Here is a 22664-nt window from a genome sequence, read left to right as displayed (position 1 = left end):
GTCGTCACGTGAGCCTTGCCGTCACCCTGAGTCGTGCCCAGGAGGGTGTTGCCGCGCCCCAGGTCATGGTCGAGGTGCATCTCTCCGGCGGCTTGCCCGCCACCAGCATCGTGGGCCTGCCCGAAGCTGCCGTGCGCGAAGCGCGCGACCGCGTGCGGGTGGCGATCCAGAACACGGCCTTCGAGTACCCCGGTCGCAAGGTCACCGTGAACCTCGCGCCCGCCGAGCTGCCCAAGGATGGCGGGCGGTTCGACCTGCCGATCGCCTTGGGCATCCTCGCCGCCAGCGGTCAGGTGCCACGCGAGAAACTGGACGATTGCGAATTTTTTGGCGAACTGGCGCTTTCCGGCAGCCTGCGTGCCGTGCCCGGCGTGTTGCCGGCGTTGCTGCGCGCGCGGGCACGCGGGCGCAAGGTGGTGGTGCCGCGCGCCAACGCCGCCGAGGCGGCGTTGGTGGCCGAGGTGGACGTGCGCCTGGCCGATAGCCTGGCCGAGGTTTGCGGCTGGTTGCGTGGCGCGCAGGATCTCATGGCGCCCGAGCCGGTGGGCAGCGCCGGCGGCGTCTACGACGGCCCGGATCTGCGTGACGTGCGTGGCCAGCAGCAAGCGCGCCGCGCGCTGGAAATCGCCGCCGTGGGCGGTCATCACCTCCTGATGATGGGGCCGCCGGGCACCGGCAAGACCATGCTGGCCGAACGCCTGGCTGGCATTCTGCCGCCCTTGAGCGAATCGGAGGCGTTGGAAACCTGCGCCGTGCGCTCCATCGCCGGACAGCCCGTCGACCCGGCCAATTGGCGGCGCCGGCCGTTTCGCGCGCCGCATCACACGGCTTCGGCGGTGGCGCTGGTGGGCGGCGGATCACAGCCGCGACCCGGGGAAATCTCGCTGGCGCACAACGGCGTGTTGTTCCTGGACGAGCTGCCCGAGTTCAGCCGCCAGGTACTGGAAGTGCTGCGCGAGCCGCTGGAATCGGGCCATATCGTGGTGTCGCGGGCGGCGCGGCAATGCCTGTTCCCCGCCCAGTTCCAACTGGTGGCGGCAATGAACCCCTGTCCGTGCGGCCACGCCGGCAACCCGCATCGGCCCTGCCACTGCACACCCGACCAGATCCAGCGTTACCGCGCACGCATCTCCGGGCCGCTGCTCGACCGCATCGATCTGACGGTGCAGGTGCCACCGCTGCCGCTGCACCAGATGGATGCGGCGCGCAGCGCCAGCGACGAGGATTCGGCCACGGTGCGTGCGCGCGTGCTGAACGCGCGACGCCATGCCCTGAATCGTGCGGGACGGCCCAACGCCGAGATCAGCCATCGCGAGCTGGAGCGGGATTGCGCGCTGGGCCCGGCCGAGCGGCGCTGGTACGAGCAGGCGCTGGAGCGGCTGGGCCTGTCCGCGCGCGCCTACCACCGTGTGCTGCGCGTGGCGCGTTCCATCGCCGACCTCGACCATGGCGCGGCCACACTGGAGCGCGAGCACCTGGCCGAGGCGCTGCAGTATCGGCGCGGCTGAACGCCGGGAGCCTGTGAAAAATCGCCCGTCTGCCGCCGTCGGGTACGCCGGCGCCGCCCGCGTGGCGACGTTCGAATTTTTCGCGGGGCCGGGAGCGCCGGCCCGGTCGCCGAGGCCTCGGCTTGGTTCAATGCGGCGGTGGCGCCTGCAGGGTGGCGCTGTCCAGGTCGAGCGTATCGGCCTGCAGTGTCATGGCCTCTGGATACGCCTTGTGCAGGGCGGCTTCGAACTGGCCGACGTCACCCACCACCACCACGCGGGTATGCCTGGCATCGAGGTGCCGATGCGCGTAGGCCGTGATCTCCTTGGGCGTCACCGCCTGCACCTTGGCGATGTACTGGTTGATGTCCGCGAGCGGCAACTGGTAGACGGCCAGCTCGGCGACTTCCTGGGCGAGGCCGGCGGTAGTTTCCAGGCGGCGACCGTAGTCGCCAATCAGGGTGGCCTTGCGCGCGGCGAGTTCTGCGGCGGCCACGTCCCGGTCGCCCAGTACGGCGAATTGCTGCTGCATCAACGCCACCACCTGCGGCGCGGAGGGGTTCTTGGTTTGCGCGGAAGCCAGCCACGCCCCGGCATCGGCCAGCGGCTGCAAGTGGCTCGATGCGCCGTAGGAAAGCCCGCGTTTGATCCGGATTTCCTCGTTGAGCCGCGCCGAGTAGGAGCCGCCCAGCACCGCGTTGGCCACCACGCCGACGTAGTAGTTGGCGTCCTTGCGCGCCGGTGCGGCGTGCGCGGCCACCACGCCGGCCTGGCCGGCGCCGGGCTGATCGATCACGAGGATGGCGGGCAGCTTGCCGTCGGCGCCGCCCTGGGGGCGCGGCGGCAGCGGCGTGGGCGGCTTTTTCCAGTCGCCGAAGCTGGCCGTGGCCAGTTGCAGCGCCTGTGCCGGCGTGATGTCGCCGGCCAGCACCAAAATGGCGTTGTCGGGGCGATACAGCTCGGCATGCAGGCGCTCGACGTCGGCGCGGGTGATGTGTGCGATCGAGGCTGGCGTACCGGTGCGTGAGTGGCCGTAGGCGCCCGCGCCGAACACCGCGCGATTGGCGGCCAGCGCGGCCAGCGTGAGCGGCTGGCTGAGCGACAGGCGCAGCGCATCGGTCGCCTGTGCCTTGGCCCGCGCCAGCTCCGCCGGGGCGAAGTCGGGTTGGCGCACTACCGTGGCGAGCAGGGCCAGCGCCTTCGGCAGCATGGGCGTGGTGACCGTGATACCCAGCGAGCTTTCGTCCCAGTCGGCGGCGGCCTGCAGCGAGCCGCCCAGCATCTCGGCGGCGGTGGCGATTTGCGGCGCGCGCTGGCCGCCGGCGCCACGGGCCAGCAGGTTGGCGGTGAGGTCGGCGAGGCCAGCCTCGTTGACCGGATCCGATTCGCCGCCGCGGCGCAGCACCAGTTGCGCGGTGACCAGCGGCAGGTTGGCACGCCGCACGCTGACGACTTCGAGCCCGTTGGGCAGGCGCTGCGTGGCGGGTGTGGGGAGGTCGAGCCGCGGCGCGGGGCCGGGCGCAGGCGGGGTGGTAGGGAAGCTGGCGGGGGCGTCGGTCGCGGCGGCAACGCCGACCAGTGCCGCAAAGAAAGCCGTAAAGACGGCCATACGCGTGGAGGAGGCGAGGCGGCGGTTCATTTCGCGGCTCCGGTCTTGGCGGCGACCTGCGGCAGGTAGTCGATGGTGACGTGGCGGGTGCCGGTGACGTAGTCGCGCAGCACGCGGTGCACATCCTCGGCGCTGACCTTCTGCAAGGCGTCGAGGTCGCTGTTGGCGCGCGCCGGGCTGCCTTCGGTGAGGGTGGCGCGACCCAGCACGAAGGCGAGGCCCTGCGCGGTCTGACGCTGCTTCAGCGCGCTGGTCAAGAGCTGGATTTTCACCCGCGCCAGCTCGTCGGCGGGGATCGGCTGGGTGGCGAGCCAGACCACTTCCTCACGCAGCAGCTTCTCGGCCTGTGCCGTGGTGTGGCCGCTGGCGAGGATGGCGTAGACGGTGAACAGCCCCGGCCCGACCCGGCCATCGGCATCGGCCCCCACTTGCTGGGCCACCTGGTGCCGGTAGACCAGCGACTGATACAGCCGCGAGGCGTCGCCTTGCGCCAGCAGGGCGGCGGCCACCTGCAACGGGATCAGGTCCTTGCCGTCGGCGGCGGACGGGATCAGCCAGGTCATCGCCACCGCCGGCAGCGGCGCCGTTGCGCTGGTGACGGTGTAGCGCGCGTTCTTCCTGCGCGCGGGCTCCTTCGCGGTCACCTGCGGAATGGGCGTGGCGGGCTTGGGTATCCAGCCGAAGTACTGGTCGACCCAGGCATCGAGCTGCCTGGGGTCGACATCGCCAGCCACGATCAGGGTGGCGTTGTCGGGGCGGTAGTAGGTGTCGTGAAAGGCGATCACGTCCTGCAGCGTGGCGGCTTCCAGGTCGGCGATGCTGCCGATGGTGGGCCGCTGGTACGGATGCACCTTGTATGAGTATTCGTCGATCGCGTTGAACAGTTTGCCGTACGGCTGGGCTAGCACGCTTTGGCGGTATTCCTCCTCCACCACGGCGCGTTCGGAGTGGAAATTCTGCGCGTCGACGTTGAGGCTGGCGAGGCGGTCGGCCTCGGCCCACAGCAGGGTCTGCAGGTGGTTGCTCGGCACCACCTCGAAGTAGTTGGTGATGTCGTCGCCGGTGGAAGCGTTGTTGGCGCCGCCCACGTCCTCGGTGAGCCGATCCATCGCTTCGGCGGCCATGTGCCGGGTGCTCTTGAACATCAGGTGCTCGAACAGGTGCGCGAAGCCCGAGCGGCCCTGCGGATCGTCCTTGGAGCCCACGTGGTACCACATCTGCACCGCCACGTCGGGGCTGGCGTGATCCTCGATGCTGAGTACCTGCAGGCCGTTGGGCAGGGTGCGTTCGCGGTACTGGATGGGCGGGATGGTCAGCGTGTCGGCCGTTGGCGCCGGCGCCTGCACCGGGGCCTTGGCTGGCGCGCTGCGGGTATGGCGGGCGTGGTGCGCCTTGGTGGTCTTCGCGTGCGCCGGCAGTGGCGCCGCCGCGATAGCGATGAGCGTGAGGGTGGCCAGCAAGGCGGCCGGGCGCAGGTGCATGGGCATCGCTCCGTTCGTCGGTCAAGGCCCGAACCATAGCAAGCCAGGCTGAACCGTGCGCGCGTGGGCGGCGGTGGCCGTGCTACGGCTTCGGCAGCGCCGGCACCTGCTTCGCCAGCTCGCGCTGACGCTGGATTTCCGCGCGCAGCAACTGGCGCCTGGCCTTGCGCTCGCGGCGGTCGTGCTGCCATAGGTACATGGCCGGGGTGCTGAGCAGGGTGAGCAACTGCGAAACCAGGAGGCCGCCAAGGATGGCGATGCCCAGCGGCTGGCGCATCTCCGAACCCACGCCGAAACCGATCGCCAGCGGCAGTGCTGCGCCCATCGCCACCAGCGTGGTCATGGTGATCGGGCGGAAACGCACCAGCGCGGCTTCGCGGATCGCCGTCGGCGCGGACAGCCCGCGCTCGCGTTCGGCGACCAGGGCGAAATCCACCATCAGGATCGCGTTCTTCTTCACGATGCCGACCAGCATCAAGACCGCGATCACCGCCATCAGGGTGAGCTGGCTGTGGGTGGCGAGCAGGGCGAGGAAGGCGCCCATGCCGGCGGCGGGCAGGGTGGAGAGGATGGTGAGCGGGTGGATCAGGCTCTCGTAGAGGATGCCCAGCACCACGTACATCGCGGCGATCACCGCCACGAACAGCAGCAGCGTGTTGGTGAGCGCGTCCATCAGGTTCTGGTTTTCGCCGGTGAATTTCTTCTGCACGCCCGGCGGCAAGTGCGCGGCGTAGATCGCCTGGTCGACCAGCTTCAGGCCATCGATCTGGGTGGTGCCCTTGGCGAGGTTGTAGCTGATGGCGGAGGATTCGATCTGGTTGTAGTGCTGGATGGAAACGGGCGCGATGTGCGGCTGGATGCGCGCCACCGCGGCGAGTGGGATCATCTTGCCCTGCGTGCTGCGCACGTAGGTGCCCAGCAAGGCGTCGGGGCTGAGCGTGTCGGCCTTGTTCGAGGTGAGGATCACCCGGTACTGGTTGATGTCGGAGTAGATGGTAGACACCGGGGTCTGGCCGAAGGCGTCGTTCAGCGCGTCGTCGACCTGCCCCATGGAGAGGCCGAGCTGCGCCGCCCGGGTACGATCCACGACAAGCAGATCTTGCTTGCCGATGTGGTCGAAGCTGGTGGTGACGTCGCGGAAGGGCTTCATGCCGCGCATCACCTGCGCCAGCGCGAGCGTGGGTTGCTGCAGCGGTGTGCCGCTGGTGCTGGTGAGCTGGAAGGAATACTGCGGCCCGCCGCTGCTGCCGCCGCCGCCACCACCGAGGAACTGCACCGGCGTCAGCGAGACCCTGAGGTCGGGCAGCTGCTTGAACTGCGCGGAGAGCCGCTCGACGATCTGCTGCGCGCTGTCGTGGCGATCGCCGGGCGCGTCGCCGCTGGGCTTCAGGTCGATGAACAGCGTGGCGCTGTTGCCGACCGCGCCGCCGTCGTTGCCACTGCCCAGGATGGTGGTGACGTCGAGCACGTCGCGGTCGGCCTGCACCGCGGCGATGATGTCCTTGGTGCGCGCGGCCATCAGGGTGGGCGAGATGTTGGCGTCGGCGCTGAGCCGCGCCTGCAGCAGGCCGATGTCCTCCTTCGGCATCAGGCCGCCGCCGGCGGTCATGCCCACCAGGACGGCCAGTGCGATGGTCAGCGCCAAGAGGATGGGCGGTTGCCAGCGCATCAGCCGGCGATGCCGCATGGCCCAGTCCAGGCCGTGCTCGTACCACGCCAGCAGGCGGCGATCGAGCCACTCGGCCCAGCGCTCCAGCCGGCCCGGCGCGCGCGCTGCGGCCGGCTCGTGCACCAGGTAGCGCCCGCACAGCGCGGGGGTGAGGGTGAGCGATACCAGCGCCGAGATCACGATGGTGGCGATCAGGGTCACCGAGAACTCGCGCAGCAGCAGGGTGAACAGGTTGCGGCCGAACACCATCGGCCCGAACACCGCGATCAGCGACAGCGTGATCGAGACCACCGTGAAGCCGATCTCGCGCACGCCGGTGAGCGCGGCATCCAGCGGCTTCATGCCTTGCTCGATGTGGCGCACGATGTTCTCGATCACCACGATCGCATCGTCCACCACGAAGCCGACGCACAGCACCAGCGCCACCAGCGAGAGGGTGTTGAGCGTGAAGCCCAGCGTCCACATCAGCACGAAAGCGCCGGCCAGCGACAGCGGCACGCTGAACATGGCGATGATGGTGGGGCGCAGCCGGCGCAGGAACAGCAGCATCACCAGCGCCACCATCACCACGCTCATGATGAGCGCCACCTCCACCTCGTGCAGCGCCGACTGGGTGGTGTTGGTGAGGTCGAACACCGGGCGGATCTGCACGTCCGCCGGCATCAGGCCACGCAGCGCCGGCAGGCGCGCGAGGATGGCCTTGACCGTGGCCACCGAGTTGGCGTCCGCGCGCTTGTTCACCTGCATCAGCACGGCGCGGTCGCGGTTGAACCAGGCGGCGGCGTACTTGTCTTCCTGGCCGCCGTCGACCGTGGCCACGTCGGCCAGGCGCACCGGCACGCCGTGGTGACTGGCGATCACCAGGTGGGCGAAGTCCTGCACGCTCTGCAGCGCGTCGTTGGCGGTCACCGTCATCTGGGTGGCGCCGTTGGCCAGCACGCCTTGCGGCGAGGTGACGTTGGCCGCGCGCAGCGCATTGGCCACGTCGTTGGCGGTGATGCCGGCGTGCGCCAGCGCCGCGCTGTTCAGCGCCACACGCACCGCACGCGGCGTGCCGCCGGCCACCTGCACCTGGGCCACGCCGGGGATCTGCGCCACGGCGGGCTTGAGCAGGGTGTCGGTGAGGTCGTAGAGCTTGTCCGGCGGCAGGCTGCTGGAGGTCAGCGTGACGAGCAGGACGGGAATCTGCGAGGTGTCGAACTTGAAATACTGCGGCGGCAACATGGCGGTGGGCAGGTCGGGCTGGGCGGCGTTGATCGCCTGCTGCACGTCACGCGCGGCCTGGTCGGCGTTGCGGCTCATGTCGAACATGATCTGGATCTGCGCGCTGCCCTCGCTGGCGTCGCCGTACATTTCCTTGACCCCGGGGATGCGGCCGAGGTGGCGCTCCAGCGGCGCCAGCACGGTGTTGGCCATCACCTGCGCACTGGCGCCGGGCACCGCGGCCTGCACGCCCACGCCGGGGAACTCGATCGACGGCAGCGCCGCCACGCCCAGCAGCAGATAGGCCCAGATGCCGGCCAGCGCCAGCCCGATGGCGAGCAGCGAAGTGCCGGCGGGGCGGCGGATCATGGGAGCGAAGATGTTCACGTGTCCTCCGTGGCGCGCCAGCATAGCCGGCTTGTCCATTGTCCATGCAGCGCGCCGCGCGGCGTATGTGCCTCAAGGCAGCCCCTGCCAAAAGACAGGGGCGGCGGGTCACGCCGGCGCGCGCAGCCAGCGCGCGAGCGCGTCGTCGCTGGCCACCAGCGGCTCGGCCTGGGCGGAGCGCTCGAGCATCGCGGCGAGCGCCGGTGGCACCGCGATGGGGCGCCCGATGAGCGGTTCCACCACCTGCTCGAACTTCGCCGGGTGGGCGGTGGCGACCACGGCCCAGGGCCGCGTGTCGCCGCCTTCGCGCAGACGGTCGAGCACGTGCATGGCGGTGGCGGTGTGCGGGCAGAACACCTCGCCGTGCGCGCGGGCGTGGGTGGCGATGGTGCGGCGGATGCCGGCGTCGTCCACGCTGTGTGCGTGCAGCGCGGCGCGCAGCGCCTCGTCGCTGCCGAAGGTCCAGCGTGCCCGCTCGAAGTTGCTGGGCGCGCCCACGTCCATGGCGTTGGCCAGCGTGGCCACGGCCTCGCGCGGGGCGTAGTCGCCGCCGGCGAAGAACGCGGGCACGGTGGCGTTGGCGTTGCAGGCCAGCCGCACTTCGCCCACCGGCAGGCCCATGGCGCGCACCCACAGGCAGGCCAGCGCGTTGCCGAGATTGCCCGACGGCACGATGACGTTGAGCGCATCACCGTGTGCGCGCCAGAAGCCCAGCGCGGCATGCGCGTAATAGCTCATCTGCGGCAGCAGGCGACCGAGGCTGATGCTGTTGGCCGAGGACAGCGGCACGGCCTGCTGCAGCTCGGCATCGTTCAAGGCCGCCTTCACCATGCGCTGGCAATCGTCGAAGCGGCCGGCCACGCGCAGCGCGCGCACGTTGTCGCCGAAGCTGCCGAGCTGGTGTGCCTGGCGCGGCGAGACGAGGCCGTCGGGGTAGAGGATGGCCACGCGCAGGTTCGGCTGGTGGTGGAAGGCTGCGCCCACCGCCGCGCCGGTGTCGCCCGAGGTGGCGACCAGGATGGTGAGTGGCCGCGTATCCGCGCGCGGCACGCGGCGCAGGCAGGCGGCGAGGAAGCGCGCGCCGACGTCCTTGAATGCGGCGGTGGGGCCGTGGAACAGCTCCAGCAGCTGCGCATCGGGATAGGGCAGGGCGCGCAGCGGTACCGGGAAATCCAGCGATTCGGCGCAGATCGCAGGCAGTTCGGCGGCCAGCGCGTCGCCGGCGAAGAACGGCGCGAGCAGGGCGGCGGCGGTATCGGCCAGCGTGCCGTGCGGGTCGAAGCCGGCGGGATCGAGCCGCGGCAGGCGTTCGGGTACGTACAGGCCGCCATCCGGCGCGAGACCGGCGGCGATGGCCTGGCTCAAGCTGGCGGCGGGTGCGTTGGCGCGCGTGCTTAGGTAACGCAGCGCCGCGCTCATGCCGGTACCTCGTCGTCGAGCAACGCCGCCGCCGGCCCATCGATCGGCGCCACGAAGGCGTCGCTGGCCAGGCCGGCTTCGGCAAACGCCGCCTGCATCGCGGTGGCGGCGGCCGCCGCCTCGGCACGCTGCTCGAACCAGCCGAACACGCTGGGCCCGCCGCCGGAAATGCTGGCGCCCAGCGCGTGGTGGTCGAGCGCGGCCTGCTGCACGCGGGCGAAGCCGGGCACCAGCGGCGCGCGGCGCGGTTCCACCAGCACGTCCTTGAGGCCCGCGCGCACCAGCGCGGCATCGCCACGGAAGCAGCCGGCCAGCAGCAGCGAGAGGTTGGCGCTCTGCGCCACGAACTCGCGCAGCTCGTAGGCGCCGGCCAGCGCGGCACGCGAGCGGCGCGTCTCCAGCACGACGTGCGGATGCACCAGGGCGCAATGCCAGGCGGCGGGCACCGGGATGCGCAGCAGGCGGTCGTGCGTGGACAGCGCCAGCCCGCCCACCAGCTGCGGGCCGACGTTGTCGCCGTGGCGGCCGCCGCTGGCCACCGCCTCGCCGTCCATCGCAAAGCCGTACAGCGCCGCGACCGGCAGCGGCGCCTCCAGCAGCGCGTTGGCGGCCACCAGCGCGGCCACGCAGGAAGCGGCCGAGCCGGCCATGCCCGAGCCCAGCGCGATGCCCTTGTGCAGGATCAGCTCGAAGCCGAACGGCAGCGCCAGTGCCGCGCGCAGCGCGAGCAGGGCCGCGCCGGCGGTGTTGCGGGGGGCTTCCAGCGGCAACTCGGGGCCGCCATGGATCGCGGCGATGCGTACGACGGGTTCGGCGATGCGGCGCACTTCGGCGCGGTCACCGGCGCCGGCCATGCTGTGGCCGAGGATGTCGAAGCCCACGCCCACGTTGCCCACGCAGGCGGGGGCGAAGGCGGCGGCGCGGTCGCGCGGCGGATGGCGGGGTGTGCTGTGCATGGCGGCGCGGCCAAGGGTAGCGGCAGTCATGCGCGGCACTCCAGCGATTCGGCGATGCGCAGCAGATCGGCGAACACGCCGGCCGCGGTGACGTCCGGGCCGGCGCCGGGGCCTTGCACCTGCAGCGGGTTGTCGCGGTAGCGGTGCGTGTGGAACTGCACGATGTTGTCGGTGAGCCGGGTGTGCGCGAAGGCGTGCGTGCGCGGCAGCACGCACAGGCGCACGCTGGCGCGGCCGTGGTGGTCGAGCTTGGCGACGTGGCGCAGCACGCCGCCTTGCGCGTGCGCCTCGGCCAGCTTCGCGGCCAGCGGCGCGTCCAGCGCGTCCATGTGCTGCATGAAGTCCTCCAGCGGCAGCGTGGCCAGCGCGTCCGGCACCAGGCTCTCCACCGCCACCTGTTCCAGCGACAGCGGCCAGCCGGCTTCGCGGGCGAGGATCACCAGCTTGCGTGCCACGTCCAGGCCGGAGAGGTCTGCGCGCGGATCGGGCTCGGTATAGCCCAGCGCATGCGCTTCGCGCACCAGCGCGGAGAACGGCTGCTGGCCGTCGTGGCGGTTGCACAGCCAGGCCAGCGTGCCGGAGAACATGCCGTGCACGCTGAGCAGCTCGTCGCCGGTGTCGAGCAGGTCGCGCAGCGTCTGCACCACCGGCAGGCCGGCGCAGACGGTGGCCTCGTAGCGGTAGCGCGCGCCGCCGGCGCAGGCTTCGCGAATCGCCCGCCAGTGCGCCAGCGGGCCGCTGGCGGCGAGCTTGTTCGGCGTCACCAGGTGCAGGCCGGCGGCCAGCCAGCGCGGGTAATGCGCCACCACGTCCGCGCTGGCGCTGCAATCGACCAGCAGCGCGTGGCGGCCGTCGTTGCCGCGCACGTGGGCGGCGAAGGCATCCAGATCATTGGGTCGCCATACCTGGGCGCCGCCCTGGCGGCCGTTCAGTTCGTCGTCGTCGCAATCCAGCCACATCCGCTGGCGCGCCACCACGCCGCAGAGCTTGAGCTCCAGCGCGTGGTCGCGCGCCAGTCGACCCTGCGCCTGGCGCAGCTGGGCGAGCAGCGCGCTGCCGACCCGGCCGGGGCCGATCAGGCCCACCGCCAGCGTGCGGCGCCGGGTGGCGGCCGGCGGCGCCACGTAGCGTGTGAGCGAGCAGGCTTCGGGGATTTCGGCGGGCGGTGCGACACAGACGTTCACGATGGGCTCTCCGTTGGGAGGCCCGTCCTCGCTGGCGTGTCGGTATGGGCCGGCCCGCCTCGTCGAGGGCGGGCCGTTGCGTGTTCAACCTACTCGCACACGAACGTCCACCCGTTGCCGGTGGTACCGGTACCGGTGGTAATAGTCGTGATGGAGCGGGTGGCGGTGCCGCCGGCGCGCGTCGGCATGCGCCCGGCGAAAACCGGGTGGCGGGGCATGCGGGCGCGGGCGGAAATCGGCGACATGGTTCGACCATACGGCCTATGTTGCGCTGCAGTCAACAGGTGCAATTGCAACCAATGGCGTCAGCTGTTGGCGACCTTCGACCTGCGGCAGGTTGTCGCGGCGGTGCGACAAAAGGCAGCGATTGAAGGGTGCGGCGCTAAAATGGCAGGAATGCACTCCTCGCTTTCCCTGCGCGCGCCGACCCGTGCGGCCGCCGCCTTGTTCGTGTTCGCCACCGCCGCGGCCAGTGCGGCGCCAGCATCCACGGCGCCCGCCGTCGACCCCATGCAGCAGCGCGTGGCGGCCTGCGCCAGTTGTCATGGTGCGCACGGCGAAGGCCTGCCCGGCAACGACACGGTGCCGCGCCTGGCCGGCAAGCCGGCTGGCTACCTGTTCCAGCAGCTCGAAGCCTTCCAGGACGGCCAGCGCCACCACGCACCGATGGAATACGTGGTGCGCCAGCTCAGCCCAGCCTATCTGCGGCAGATCGCCGACTGGTTCGCCTCGCAGCGGGTGCCCTTCCATCCCGCGCCAGTGCCGGCGCTGCCGGCGGCGGCGCTCGCGCGCGGCGAGCAGCTGGTGCATCACGGCGACGCCAGCCGCGGCATCCCTTCCTGCCAGAGTTGCCACGGCGACACGCTGACCGGCGTGGAGCCGATGATGCCCGGCCTGGCGGGCCTCTCCTACGCCTACATCGACGCCCAGCTCGCGGCGTGGCGCAAGCATCGACGTTCCAGCGACGGCCCCGGTTGCATGGTGGTGGTGGCCAACCGCATGACCGACGACGACGTCACCGCGGTGGCCGCCTGGCTGGCCGGCCAGGCGCCGCCGGCTGACCTGCGCCCCTTGCCGGCCAAGGCGCAGACCGAACCCCTGCCGGGCTGGTGCGTGATCGGCAAGCACGGAGTGAACCCATGAAGCGTGGATGGTGGCGTGGCATCGCGATCGTGCTGGTACTGCTGGTGGCAGCGCTGGGCGCGTGGCTGTTCCTGCCTGGCCGCGTGCATGAACCCTCGCCGGCGCAGCGCACGGCCGAGGCGGCCAGGCTCGGCGATTCCGCGCTGATCGCGCGCGGCCAATACCTCGCCACCGCCGGCGATTGCGCCGCCTGTCACACCGAACGCGGCGGCCAGCCTTATGCCGGCGGCCGCGCGCTGACCACGCCCTTCGGCGACGTCACCGCGCCCAACCTCACGCCCGATGCCGCCACCGGCCTGGGCCAGTGGAGCTTCGAGGATTTCTGGCGCGCCCTGCACGAGGGCCAGGGTCGCCACGGCGAACCGCTATACCCGGTGTTCTCCTACACCTCGTTCACCAAGGTCACCCGCGAGGATGCGCAGGCGATCTTCGCCTACCTGAAATCCCTGCCGCCGGTGAGCCAGCCCGCGCGCGCGCCGGAGCTGCCCTTCCCCTACAACGTGCGCGGCGGCCTGCGCGGCTGGCAAGCGCTGTACTTCAAGCCCGGCGTGTACCAGGCCGATGCGTCGAAGTCGGCGCAGTGGAACCGTGGTGCCTACCTGGTGCAGGGGCTGGGCCACTGCAACGAGTGCCACACCACGCGCAACGCGCTGGGTGCGATGGACAGCGACCAGCGCCTCGCCGGTGGCCAGATTCCCGCGCAGGGCTGGTATGCTCCCGACCTCAGCACGGCGCCGGGCGGCGGCCTCGCCGGCTGGAGCAACCAGGACATCGTCGACCTGCTCAAGACCGGGCAGTCGGCCAAGGGCGCGGCCTTCGGCCCGATGGCCGACGTGGTGCGCCACAGTACCCAGCACCTGAGCGATGCCGACCTCGCGGCCATGGCCGTCTATCTGCAATCGTTGCCGTCGCACGCCCCGGTGGCCACCCCACCCGTGCTGCACGTGAGCGGGGTGGGCCTCGCCGCCGGCGACCAGCTCTATGCCAAGCGCTGCGCCGATTGCCACGGCAAGCAGGGCGAGGGCGTGCCCGGCGTCTATCCGCCGCTGGCCGGCAACAGCACGGTGACCGAACCCTCCGGCATCAACGCCGTGCGCAGCGTGCTGCTGGGCGGCTTCGCGCCCGCCACCGTCGGCAACCCCGAGCCGTATTCGATGCCGCCCTTCGCGCAGCAGCTGAGCGACGAGGAGGTGGCCATGGTGGTCAGCTACATCCGCCAATCCTTCGGCAACCACGCCGGTGCCGTGCTGCCCGCCGACGTCGGCCGGCTGCGGCATACGCCGGTGGATTAGCCGCGTGACCCTGGCGGATCGGGTGGTTTCGACACGCCGCTAAAGACGATCTTCGTACCCGAAGTGAGCGGGCGAGGCGGTCAGCGGTGCCAGGTCGTCATTCGCGTTGCGGCGCTGTTCGTGGTCGTCGTCTGGCACCGCTGCCGCCTCTTGCAGGTCGGTCACATAGAGGCCTCATCCCTCCGGTGTCGCGTTCGTCGATGCCGTGGTCGTGCTCAACGCGACAGGTCGATGGCGTAGGTCGCCGTGCCGTCGCCGTGATCCTTCACTTCACGGATGCTGTCCAGGCCGTCGGCGTGCGCGATGGCGGCCTTGCCGCTGGCCGAGGTGAACAGCACCGGGCCAGCGGTTTTCAGCGGTGCGAAACGCCAGGAGCGTGCGGGCAGGTCGGCGGTGGTGATCGTGTGGTGTTGCGCGATCCAGCGCGCCAGGATCGTGCGCGTGCCGTCGGGCGCGGCGAGCACGATGTGCTGGCCGTCCAGGCCGGGAAAGTTGCCGCCGCCGCTGGCGCGGTAGTTGTTGGTGGCCACGATGAAACGCTGCCCGGGTCGCACCGGCTTGCCGTCGAAAGTCAGCGCCACGATGCGCTGGCCGGCGGGTTTCGATATGTCGATGACGTAATGGATGCCACCCTGCAACTGGTCGAAATTGAAGCCGGGGAAGTGAGTGTCGATGAGTTCCTGTGGCGCCCGCTGCGCCGGGTCGATGCGGCGGAAACGCTTGGCGGATTCCTCCAGCCAGGCCTTGATCCCGGCGCCGTCGGTCAGCACGGCGGCTAGCGTGTTCGGGTAGAAGTAGAGATCCGCCGCGTCGCGCAGGGTGAGCGTGCCGGCGGCCACGTCGGTGTAGTCGTCCGCGCCGCCGAAGCCGGTGCGGAAGGCGGCCGCAGCGGCGAGTACCGGCACGTCGGCCAGCTCCGGGTGCAGGCGCGGCAGTTCGGCGCGCACGTAGTCACGCTGCGCGGCGTTGACCACGGCGAGCGCGCGCATGTCGCCCTCGTCGGTGAAGTAGCTGGACAAACGCACGCGGCTTTCGCCGAGCGGCGTGTTGACGTAGGCCACGGCGGCGGCCTGCACCTTGGCCACCAGCGGCGCGATGGCGGCATCGGGCGGTACGCAGCTGGTGGCGTCGCCGCTCTTGGCGCAGATCGGTCGTGCCGCACTGTGCGTGTCGGCCTGGTCGACCGTCCAGCGGCCCGCCACGCGATCCAGCGCGAGCTGCACCACGCCGAGATCCTTGCCGGCGAAGCCGGCCATCACCGCGGGCACGCCGCGCACGAAGCCGCGCACGGCATCCACGTCCTGCATGTGCGCGTAGAACGGCCCGGGGAAGGTTTCGTGCGCATGGCCGAGCAGCAGCACGTCGATGCCGGGCACACCGGCGACGTGCCAGCCGGCGTTCTCCATCTGCGGCGTGTAGGGCGCCGTGTTCAGGCCGCCGTGCACCAGCGCCACCACCAGATCGGGATGTGCGGCCTCGATCTGCGGCAGGTAGTGCCTGGCCGCCTCCACCATGCCTTGCACCGTCACCTTGCCGGCGAGGTTGTGCCGGTCCCACGCCAGGATGGGCGGCGGGGTGAAGCCGATGATGGCGACGTGCAGCGGCACGTGCCGCGTCTGGCCGTCGGGCAGGGTGACGGCGATGGTCTTCTCCACCATCGTCCACGGCGGATAGATGGGCTTGGCATCACGCGTGCTGTCCACGTTCGCCAGCACCAGCGGGAAATGCGGGCCGGCACAGCGCTGCTGCGTGCCGCCATCCACGTTCATCGGCGTGCCGGTGACCTGCGAGAGATAGCCCAGGCCGTAGTTGAATTCGTGGTTGCCGATGGTGCCGCCGTCGTAGCCCACCGCGTCCATCGCGCGATAGATCGCCAGTTCGACGGCACAGCCCGGCTGTTGCACCTGCGCCTGCCAGTCCGCCAGCACCGTGCCCTGGATGGTGTCGCCGCTGTCGAACAGGAAGTTGTTCGGATACTCGGCGCGCGCCCGCGCGATCAGCGTGGCCGTGCGTTCGAAGCCCAGCGTGGGGTCGGCCTTCTGCTTGTAGTAGTCGTAGCCGAGGATGTTGGTGTGGAGGTCGGTGGTTTCCAGGATCGCCACCGTGGCGCGCGTGCCGTCGGGCAGGGCGGGCGCATGCACGGGTTGCCGGGCGCAACCGGCGAGCAGGGCGGCGAGCAGGAGAGGCGACAGGCGCGAGGCGTGCATGGCGTGGGCAAGGGCGGCGAGGAAGGCCGCCAAGCTAGCAGATCGCGCTGGCTGTGCGGTTCGACACGGTGCATGGACGCAGACCATGGGGGCGGCCAGGCGCGTGTCCCGGCATATCCCACGCACCCACGTCATTTGCGCGGCGGGCCGAAACCGCGACAATGGCGCGTTGCCCCTTGTCGATCCCGAGAGCCCGCCATGTCCGATACGCCCAAGATCATCTACACCCTCACCGACGAGGCGCCCTTCCTCGCCACCGCTTCGCTGCTGCCCATCGTGCAGGCCTTCGCCGCCACCGCCGGCATCGCGGTGGAGACGCGCGACATCTCGCTGGCCGGGCGCATCCTGGCGCAGTTCCCCGCCGCGCTGCCGGAGCACCAGCGCGTCGGCGACCACCTGGCCGAGCTGGGCAAGCTCACGCTGACGCCGGACGCCAACATCATCAAGCTGCCCAACATCTCCGCCTCGGTGCCGCAGCTCAAGGCCGCGATCAAGGAGTTGCAGGCGCAGGGTTATGCGCTGCCGGATTACCCGGACGCGCCGTCTACCGACGCCGAGAAGGACACCCGCGCGCGCTACGACAAGGTCAAGGGCAGCGCGGTGAATCCGGTGCTGCGCGAGGGCAACTCCGACCGCCGCGCGCCGCTCTCGGTGAAGAACTACGCGCGCAAGCACCCGCACAAGATGGGCGCGTGGAGCGCGGATTCGCAGACCCACGTGGCGCACATGGACGGCGGCGATTTCTACGGCAGCGAGCAATCCGTAGTGGTGGAGGCACCGACCTCGGTCAGGATCGAATGGTTCGGCAAGGACGGCTCGAGCAAGGTCCTGAAGGAAAAGGTGGCGCTGAAGGCTGGCGAGATCCTTGATGGCGCGGTGATGTCGCGTCGCGCGCTGGCCGCCTTCATCGACGCGCAGATCGCCGACGCCAAGGCCCATGGCGTGCTGTTCTCGCTGCACCTCAAGGCCACCATGATGAAGGTGTCCGACCCCATCATGTTCGGCATCGCCGTGGGCGAGTTCTACCGGGACGTGCTGGGCAAGCACGCCGACGCGCTGAAGCAGGCCGGCTTCAACCCGAACAACGGCATCGGCGACCTGTACGCGCGCCTGCCCTCCCTGCCCAACGCGCTGCAGGCCGAGATCACCGCCGACATGGCCGCAGAGTACGCCCGGCGCCCGGCCCTCGCCATGGTCAACTCCGACAAGGGCATCACCAACCTGCACGTGCCCAGCGACATCATCATCGACGCCTCGATGCCGGCGATGATCCGCGACTCGGGCAAGATGTGGAACGCCCAGGGCGAACGCCAGGACTGCAAGGCGATCATCCCCGACCGCAGCTACGCCGGCGTCTACGCCGCCACCCTCGCCGATTGCAAGGCGCACGGCGCGTTCGATCCGGCCACCATGGGCAGCGTGCCCAACGTGGGCCTGATGGCGCAGGCGGCCGAGGAATACGGCTCGCACGACAAGACCTTCCAGATCGCCGCCGACGGCGTGGTCAAGGTCATCGACGAGGCCGGCAAGGTGCTGCTGCAGCACGAGGTCGAAGCCGGCGACATCTGGCGCGCCTGCCAGACCAAGGATGCCCCGGTGGCGGACTGGGTGAAGCTCGCCGTCAGCCGCGCGCGCCTGTCGAACACGCCTGCCGTGTTCTGGCTCGACCCGCAGCGCGCCCACGACCGCGAGATCGCGAAGAAAGTGGAGCGTTATCTCAAGGACCACGACACCACGGGCCTGGACATCCGCCTCCTCGATCCGGTGGCCGCCACCAAGTTCTCGCTGGAGCGCATCCGCCGGGGCGAGGACACCATCTCGGTCACCGGCAACGTGCTGCGCGACTACCTCACCGACCTGTTCCCGATCATGGAGCTGGGCACGTCCGCCAAGATGCTCTCCATCGTGCCGCTGATGGCCGGCGGCGGCCTGTTCGAAACCGGCGCCGGCGGCTCCGCGCCCAAGCACGTGCAGCAGTTCCTCGAAGAGGATTACCTGCGCTGGGATTCGCTCGGCGAATTCCTCGCCTTGCAGGCCTCGTTGGAGTTCGTCGGCGACAAGACCGGCGAAGCGCGGGTGAAGGTGCTGGCGAAGACGCTGGACGAAGCCAACGGCAAGGTGCTGGACAACGACCGCTCGCCCGCCCGCAAGGTCGGCGAACTCGACAACCGCGGCAGCCACTACTACCTCGCCCTGTACTGGGCACAGGCACTGGCCGCGCAGGACGAGGATGCCGCGCTCAAGACGAAGTTCGCCCCGCTGGCCAAGGCGCTGGCCGAGAACGAGGCGACCATCGTTGGTGAGTTGAATGGCGCGCAGGGCAAGAGCGTGGACATCAAGGGCTACTACCACCCGGACATGGGGCTGGTGACCAAGGCGATGCGGCCGAGCGCCACGTTCAATGCAGTGCTGGAAGGGTTGAAGTAAGTCGAGGCATCGCACATCGACGTGAAACAAAGCGGGGCGCCTTTTGGCGCCCCGCTTGCGTCTTGCGTGATGTTCGTCATGCCGAAAGTCGACTCTGACCCCTGTTTCTCTGAAAGAAGTTCAGGTGTTGCCAGCGGCGCTGCAAGTGGTCGTGGATGGGTTGGTCGACAGCGCCGCAGGCCGGGCACGCCAGCCGCTTGGCTGTGTTCTCTGCCGTGAACACGATGCGGCCTTCGGCTTGCTGGAAGTCGACGTGGATGACGCGCCACGGCGCGGCGAGCCCGGGGGCTTGGGTGAAGAGCGTTTCCATCGTGCCAGCCTGCCTGCTGCGGGGTGGCTACCGCAAGATCGGCTGCGTGTCACCCACACCAGACGCGAGAGAGCCAAACCGGTAGCGCGTCTATAATCATTTAACCTGACACGTCTTGCGCTCAGGTTGACCGCTAACTTCGGAGATGTTGTGTGGCGTTAATTGAATGCCCTGAATGCGGATCGAAGGTCAGCGATACGGCAAAAGCCTGCCCGAGTTGCGGTCATCCCATAAGTCCTGGACCTCCGGCCGCTGCCGCTAAGCCCAAAAAGGCAGCGAACCCGGTAGCCGCAGTTATGGGGTTGGTTTTGTTTGTGATCGTGTGCGGCCCCCTTTTCTTTGGTGGATCTGACGACAAGGGCCATACGGCAAGTGCCTCGGCTCCGACAGCGGAGATCGCGAAGGTCATCGACGACGCGACACCACTGCCGAACTGTTTACTGAGCGACGTGCGATTGCCGGACGTCTCAGGGACAACCGGAACGGACATGGAAGATATTTGTAACGAAATTAGTTTGGTACAAGGTGGGAAAGCACCTTCCAGTCACTTTCTGGTGGAGACGGCGAAGGCAACCTTTGTCTTCCGTGTTCACGGTTACGACGTTCCACCTAAGGGCATCGCCTACCAACTTATGAATGTCATTGAGGCTCGCGGGCAGGCGGATGCGAGTGAGGCTGTGAAACTACAGACTCTTGAAGTGGTGACGAAAATGTATGTCGCATGGAACGGACACATCACGCCGCAAGATGTGAACGCCTTCCTTCGCAGCGCGGGCGAATCGGCCCACGAGCTAAGTGACGAGGGGCTCACCTCCATGATGGCCCTCGTCTTGGAGCAAAAGAAGGAGGCCGGCGAGCAGTAGTCTCGCTGGCGGGAAATAGGGGGAACAGGGGTCAGAGTGGACTTTCGAGTCCCCTGATCGCCTTGTCGGGCAGAAACAAGGGGGGCAGGATCACCTGTCGTGGTGAAACGAGGCTTCAAGCTGGCAAGCCGTATTGCCCCGCCGCTGACGTGCGGTGCTCGCATCACTTCGCCTGCAACGTCTCCATCGCCTTTTTCGCATCGGCGTGCGCGACATCCAGCGTGGTGGTCTTCAGCCCCTGCTCGGCCTGATCCAGCGCGGCATGCAGATGGGCCTCGACGGCAGCATCGCCCTTGGCGTCGACGATGGCGCCCTGGCCCAGGCCCTTGCAGGGATTCGCCGCCTTGGCGTCGAAGCCCTTGCCGGACGGCCCGACCAGGCAGTTCACCACGTGATGCAGATGCGCATGCGCCGTGGCGAGATCCGTCGCGCCCAGCGCCATGCCGGCATGCGCGCTGGCGGTAGCGATCTGCTTCGCTGCCGCGCCGTTCGCGTCCGCCGCCGACGCGGCGAGCGGCAAGGCAAACGCCAGCAACAGTACCGGCAATCCACGCATACGGTGCTTCGTCATGGCACGACTCCCGAACGGCGCGGCGCGAGCCGCAGTTGCCCGACTATGCATCCGCCTTCGTTAGGAAAGGGCAAAGACGTACCACAGGTCATGCCGCCGGCGCCGTGGCGCAATTCTGGACTCGACGCCTACCCGTATGGGGATCGTCACCATGGCCCGCGCGATCACCACGGCACGCGTCGCCCCAGGTAATCGAGGTACTGCAGCCCCGGCTTGCCCGACTGCGCCTCGATGGTGTCCACCAGCTTCGGAATGCTCTCGTCGATGCCGAGGCGCGCATCAGGGCCGCCCAGGTCGGTGCGCACCCAGCCAGGCGCCAACAGCAGCAACGTTCTGGCATCGCCAGCATGGCGAGCGGCGTAGCTGCGCATGAACATGTTGAGCGCGGCCTTGCTGCTGCGATACACCTCGTGGCCGCCGCGCTCGTTGTTGGCAACGCTGCCCTGCCCGGACGACATGATGGCGATCGTGCCGGCCGGCAGCACGCGATCCTGCAAGGCCTCGATGACGCGCAGCGGGCTCAATGCGTTGGTGACCATCACGCGCACGAATTCCTCGGTCGGCACATCGGCAATCGTTTCGTGGTCGGCGTTCGCGACGCCGGCATTGACGAACAGCATGTCGAACATCCGTGACGCGAGCCGCGCGCCCAGCGCATCCACCTGATCCGGATGGTTGATGTCGACGTTCTCGATCTCAAGCCGCCCGCCGCTGGCCTGTGCCAATCCGCGCAAACCGGACGAGCTTGCGCTGCGCTCGGTGGCGACGACGTTCCAGCCGCGCTTGAGGTAGGCCTCCGCAAGCGCCAGGCCCAGCCCGCGCGACGCGCCGATCAGCAGCAGGTTTTTGTTCGGGGCGGAAGCTGGCATCTACAATCTCCGATAGCGGCATGTGCATCGGCGGTCAGCATAGCGATGCCGCGCTGGTGCGGAAGCTGCGTCCGCCGCATTCCATACCTGCATCCCGCGCCATGCCAGGCAAACTTCCTCGTCCCATGTCCGACGCCGACCTGAACCTGCTGACCGCACTGGATGCCCTGCTCGCCGAGGGCAGCGTGGCCGGCGCCGCGCGTCGGCTGGGACTGAGTGCGTCGGCGATGAGCCGGACGCTCGCTCGCTTGCGCGCGGCTACCGGCGATCCGCTGCTGGTTCGCGCTGGCCGCGCCATGGTGGCTACGCCGCATGCCGTGGCGCTGCGCGAGCGCGTGCATCACTTGGCCCGCGATACCCGCGCAGTGTTGCGCCCGGCAGCAAGCGGCTTCGATCCCGCCACGTTGCAGCGATGCTTCACGATACGTGCCAACGAAAGCTTCGTGGAAATTTTCGCGGCGCGGCTGGTCGCGGCGGTCGCCACCGCGGCGACGCAGGTGCGGCTGCGTTTTGCGCCCAAGCCGGACAAGGACGTGCGCATGCTGCGGGAGGGACTGGTGGATCTTGAGATCGGCGTGCTCGGCGAATCGGGGCCAGAAGTGCGGATGCAAGGCCTCTTCCGCGACCGCTACGTGGGCGTGGTGCGGTGTGGCCATCCCCTGCTCGAACCGGGCCAGCTCACCGCCGCGCATTACGCAGCCTGCGGGCATATCGTCGCCTCGCGCCGGGGCCGCGCAGATGGCCCGGTGGACGCGGCGCTCGCCGAGCTGGGCCTGACGCGCAGAGTGGTGGCGGTGCTGCCGGGGTTCCGGGCCGCGCTCGCCGTCGCCAGCGCCTCTGACCTCGTGGCGCTGGTGACCGCATCCTTCTTCGATGCGACACAGGCGGCATGTTCGCCAGCCAGCCCGGCGAACGTCGCGAGTTTTCCGCTGCCGATCCGAACCATGCCGATCGCGGTTTCGCAGATGTGGCACCCACGTCTCGACGCCGACCCGGCGCACCGCTGGCTGCGTGGGCTGGTGCGGGCGAGCTGCCGCGAACAGACGCAATAAGGAACAGGGGGCAGAGTGAATTTTTCGCCGGCGGCAGCACGCCCAAGAACGTGCAGCAGTTCCTCGAAGAGAACTACCTGCGCCGGGATTCGCTGGGCGGGTTCCTCGCGCTGGCCGCCTTGCTCGAACACCTCGCCGAGCACTATCCCAACAAGCGCGCCGCGGCGCTGGCGAAGATGCGGGATCAGGCCAAGGGCCAGATCCTCGACCACGACAAATTCCCCGCCCGCAACGTTGGCGAACTCGACAACCGTGGCAGCCACTACCACCTCGCGCTGTACTGGGCGCAGGCGCTGACCACGCAGGACGGGGATGCGGAGCTGCAGGCGAAGTTCGCGCCGCTGGCGAAGGCATTGGCGGAGAGCGAGGCGAAGTTCGTCGGTGAGCTCAATGGCGCCAGGGCAAGAGCGTCGACATCAAGGGGCATTACCACCCGGATATGGCTCTCGTCGGCGCTGCGACGGACGCCGCAGCGCATTCAACCCCCGTTCCCGCGTCGCCCGCAACTATGGCGACTCTTGCCACAGCCCGCCAA

Annotated in this window: 17 protein-coding genes and 1 pseudogene; 7 read left to right on the top strand and 11 right to left on the bottom strand. The window is 69.4% G+C overall.

The features are described from left to right. The first annotated feature begins 8 nt into the window (after window positions 1–8). Window positions 9–1508: a YifB family Mg chelatase-like AAA ATPase gene (locus AC3WQA_RS09330; RefSeq protein ID WP_492674791.1), complete on the top strand. Its 1500-nt coding sequence runs from the start codon at window positions 9–11 to the stop codon at window positions 1506–1508. A 127-nt stretch (window positions 1509–1635) separates the two neighbouring features. On the opposite strand, the gene AC3WQA_RS09325 is transcribed toward AC3WQA_RS09330, so the two are convergent. The 6 genes from AC3WQA_RS09325 to AC3WQA_RS09300 form a co-directional block, all read right to left on the bottom strand. After that, complete coding sequence (locus AC3WQA_RS09325; protein WP_492674790.1) at window positions 1636–3126, bottom strand: M16 family metallopeptidase; 1491 nt, start codon at window positions 3124–3126, stop codon at window positions 1636–1638. After that, a complete protein-coding gene (locus AC3WQA_RS09320) occupies window positions 3123–4577 on the bottom strand; it encodes a M16 family metallopeptidase (RefSeq protein WP_492674789.1) in 1455 nt (484 codons plus the stop codon). The genes AC3WQA_RS09325 and AC3WQA_RS09320 overlap by 4 nt, the downstream gene beginning before the upstream one ends. 82 nt (window positions 4578–4659) lie before the next feature. Then, window positions 4660–7836 carry an efflux RND transporter permease subunit gene (locus tag AC3WQA_RS09315; protein WP_492674788.1) on the bottom strand — a complete coding sequence of 1059 codons (3177 nt, stop codon included), beginning with the start codon at window positions 7834–7836 and terminating at the stop codon, window positions 4660–4662. Between the two features lie 108 nt (window positions 7837–7944). Then, window positions 7945–9255, bottom strand: a complete 1311-nt coding sequence (gene thrC, locus AC3WQA_RS09310) for a threonine synthase (RefSeq protein WP_492674787.1) — start codon at window positions 9253–9255, stop codon at window positions 7945–7947. Further along, the gene (locus AC3WQA_RS09305; protein ID WP_492676340.1) at window positions 9252–10211 is read right to left on the bottom strand and encodes a homoserine kinase; all 960 of its coding nucleotides are present in this window, start codon (window positions 10209–10211) and stop codon (window positions 9252–9254) included. The genes thrC and AC3WQA_RS09305 overlap by 4 nt, the downstream gene beginning before the upstream one ends. Before the next feature lie 26 nt (window positions 10212–10237). Beyond that, window positions 10238–11395, bottom strand: a complete 1158-nt coding sequence (locus tag AC3WQA_RS09300) for a homoserine dehydrogenase family protein (RefSeq protein WP_492674786.1) — start codon at window positions 11393–11395, stop codon at window positions 10238–10240. Window positions 11396–11791: 396 nt separating this feature from the next. On the opposite strand from AC3WQA_RS09300, the gene AC3WQA_RS09295 reads away from it, so the two are divergent. Together AC3WQA_RS09295 and AC3WQA_RS09290 are read left to right on the top strand one after the other, a co-directional pair. Next, the gene (locus tag AC3WQA_RS09295; RefSeq protein WP_492674785.1) at window positions 11792–12538 is read left to right on the top strand and encodes a c-type cytochrome; all 747 of its coding nucleotides are present in this window, start codon (window positions 11792–11794) and stop codon (window positions 12536–12538) included. Next, complete coding sequence (locus AC3WQA_RS09290) at window positions 12535–13830, top strand: cytochrome c (RefSeq protein ID WP_492674784.1); 1296 nt, start codon at window positions 12535–12537, stop codon at window positions 13828–13830. Before AC3WQA_RS09295 ends, AC3WQA_RS09290 begins: the two co-directional genes overlap by 4 nt. Before the next feature lie 39 nt (window positions 13831–13869). On the opposite strand, the gene AC3WQA_RS09285 is transcribed toward AC3WQA_RS09290, so the two are convergent. Beyond that, window positions 13870–13995: a hypothetical protein gene (locus AC3WQA_RS09285; protein WP_492674783.1), complete on the bottom strand. Its 126-nt coding sequence runs from the start codon at window positions 13993–13995 to the stop codon at window positions 13870–13872. A 50-nt stretch (window positions 13996–14045) separates the two neighbouring features. Then, the gene (locus tag AC3WQA_RS09280; protein ID WP_492676339.1) at window positions 14046–16037 is read right to left on the bottom strand and encodes a bifunctional 2',3'-cyclic-nucleotide 2'-phosphodiesterase/3'-nucleotidase; all 1992 of its coding nucleotides are present in this window, start codon (window positions 16035–16037) and stop codon (window positions 14046–14048) included. A 198-nt stretch (window positions 16038–16235) separates the two neighbouring features. Here AC3WQA_RS09280 and AC3WQA_RS09275 point away from each other — a divergent pair, with 198 nt between their 5' ends. After that, window positions 16236–18464 carry an NADP-dependent isocitrate dehydrogenase gene (locus AC3WQA_RS09275; protein WP_492674782.1) on the top strand — a complete coding sequence of 743 codons (2229 nt, stop codon included), beginning with the start codon at window positions 16236–16238 and terminating at the stop codon, window positions 18462–18464. A 76-nt stretch (window positions 18465–18540) separates the two neighbouring features. Here the strand turns inward: AC3WQA_RS09275 and AC3WQA_RS09270 are convergent, their stop codons facing one another. Further along, window positions 18541–18774, bottom strand: a complete 234-nt coding sequence (locus tag AC3WQA_RS09270; RefSeq protein WP_492674781.1) for a hypothetical protein — start codon at window positions 18772–18774, stop codon at window positions 18541–18543. A 152-nt stretch (window positions 18775–18926) separates the two neighbouring features. Between AC3WQA_RS09270 and AC3WQA_RS09265 the strand changes: the two genes are divergently transcribed. Beyond that, window positions 18927–19637: a zinc ribbon domain-containing protein gene (locus tag AC3WQA_RS09265; RefSeq protein ID WP_492674780.1), complete on the top strand. Its 711-nt coding sequence runs from the start codon at window positions 18927–18929 to the stop codon at window positions 19635–19637. A gap of 163 nt (window positions 19638–19800) precedes the next feature. Here AC3WQA_RS09265 and AC3WQA_RS09260 read toward each other — a convergent pair whose 3' ends face one another. Next, a complete protein-coding gene (locus AC3WQA_RS09260) occupies window positions 19801–20208 on the bottom strand; it encodes a hypothetical protein (protein ID WP_492674779.1) in 408 nt (135 codons plus the stop codon). Window positions 20209–20372: 164 nt separating this feature from the next. Further along, a complete protein-coding gene (locus AC3WQA_RS09255; RefSeq protein ID WP_492674778.1) occupies window positions 20373–21077 on the bottom strand; it encodes an SDR family NAD(P)-dependent oxidoreductase in 705 nt (234 codons plus the stop codon). 125 nt (window positions 21078–21202) lie between these two features. On the opposite strand from AC3WQA_RS09255, the gene AC3WQA_RS09250 reads away from it, so the two are divergent. Both AC3WQA_RS09250 and AC3WQA_RS09245 read left to right on the top strand, forming a co-directional pair. Then, complete coding sequence (locus AC3WQA_RS09250) at window positions 21203–22129, top strand: LysR family transcriptional regulator (protein ID WP_492674777.1); 927 nt, start codon at window positions 21203–21205, stop codon at window positions 22127–22129. Between the two features lie 8 nt (window positions 22130–22137). After that, window positions 22138–22589: pseudogene (locus AC3WQA_RS09245) on the top strand (NADP-dependent isocitrate dehydrogenase); the annotation flags it as partial. Window positions 22590–22664 lie beyond the last annotated feature (75 nt).

This window comes from Rhodanobacter sp. FW106-PBR-R2A-2-24 (assembly GCF_058789615.1).
The sequence above is the reverse complement of the archived record's forward strand: the minus strand, read 5'-3'. Positions and strand labels throughout refer to the sequence as shown.

Excerpts from the sequence above, each read along its gene's own strand:
- AC3WQA_RS09325 (WP_492674790.1), bottom strand. The coding sequence starts at position 3,126 with ATGAACCGCCGCCTCGCCTCCTCCACGCGTATGGCCGTCTTTACGGCT.
- AC3WQA_RS09320 (WP_492674789.1), bottom strand. The coding sequence starts at position 4,577 with ATGCACCTGCGCCCGGCCGCCTTGCTGGCCACCCTCACGCTCATCGCT.
- thrC (WP_492674787.1), bottom strand. The coding sequence starts at position 9,255 with ATGAGCGCGGCGCTGCGTTACCTAAGCACGCGCGCCAACGCACCCGCC.
- AC3WQA_RS09305 (WP_492676340.1), bottom strand. The coding sequence starts at position 10,211 with ATGCACAGCACACCCCGCCATCCGCCGCGCGACCGCGCCGCCGCCTTC.
- AC3WQA_RS09295 (WP_492674785.1), top strand. The coding sequence starts at position 11,792 with ATGCACTCCTCGCTTTCCCTGCGCGCGCCGACCCGTGCGGCCGCCGCC.
- AC3WQA_RS09290 (WP_492674784.1), top strand. The coding sequence starts at position 12,535 with ATGAAGCGTGGATGGTGGCGTGGCATCGCGATCGTGCTGGTACTGCTG.
- AC3WQA_RS09280 (WP_492676339.1), bottom strand. The coding sequence starts at position 16,037 with ATGCACGCCTCGCGCCTGTCGCCTCTCCTGCTCGCCGCCCTGCTCGCC.
- AC3WQA_RS09275 (WP_492674782.1), top strand. The coding sequence starts at position 16,236 with ATGTCCGATACGCCCAAGATCATCTACACCCTCACCGACGAGGCGCCC.
- AC3WQA_RS09270 (WP_492674781.1), bottom strand. The coding sequence starts at position 18,774 with ATGGAAACGCTCTTCACCCAAGCCCCCGGGCTCGCCGCGCCGTGGCGC.
- AC3WQA_RS09260 (WP_492674779.1), bottom strand. The coding sequence starts at position 20,208 with ATGACGAAGCACCGTATGCGTGGATTGCCGGTACTGTTGCTGGCGTTT.
- AC3WQA_RS09255 (WP_492674778.1), bottom strand. The coding sequence starts at position 21,077 with ATGCCAGCTTCCGCCCCGAACAAAAACCTGCTGCTGATCGGCGCGTCG.
- AC3WQA_RS09250 (WP_492674777.1), top strand. The coding sequence starts at position 21,203 with ATGTCCGACGCCGACCTGAACCTGCTGACCGCACTGGATGCCCTGCTC.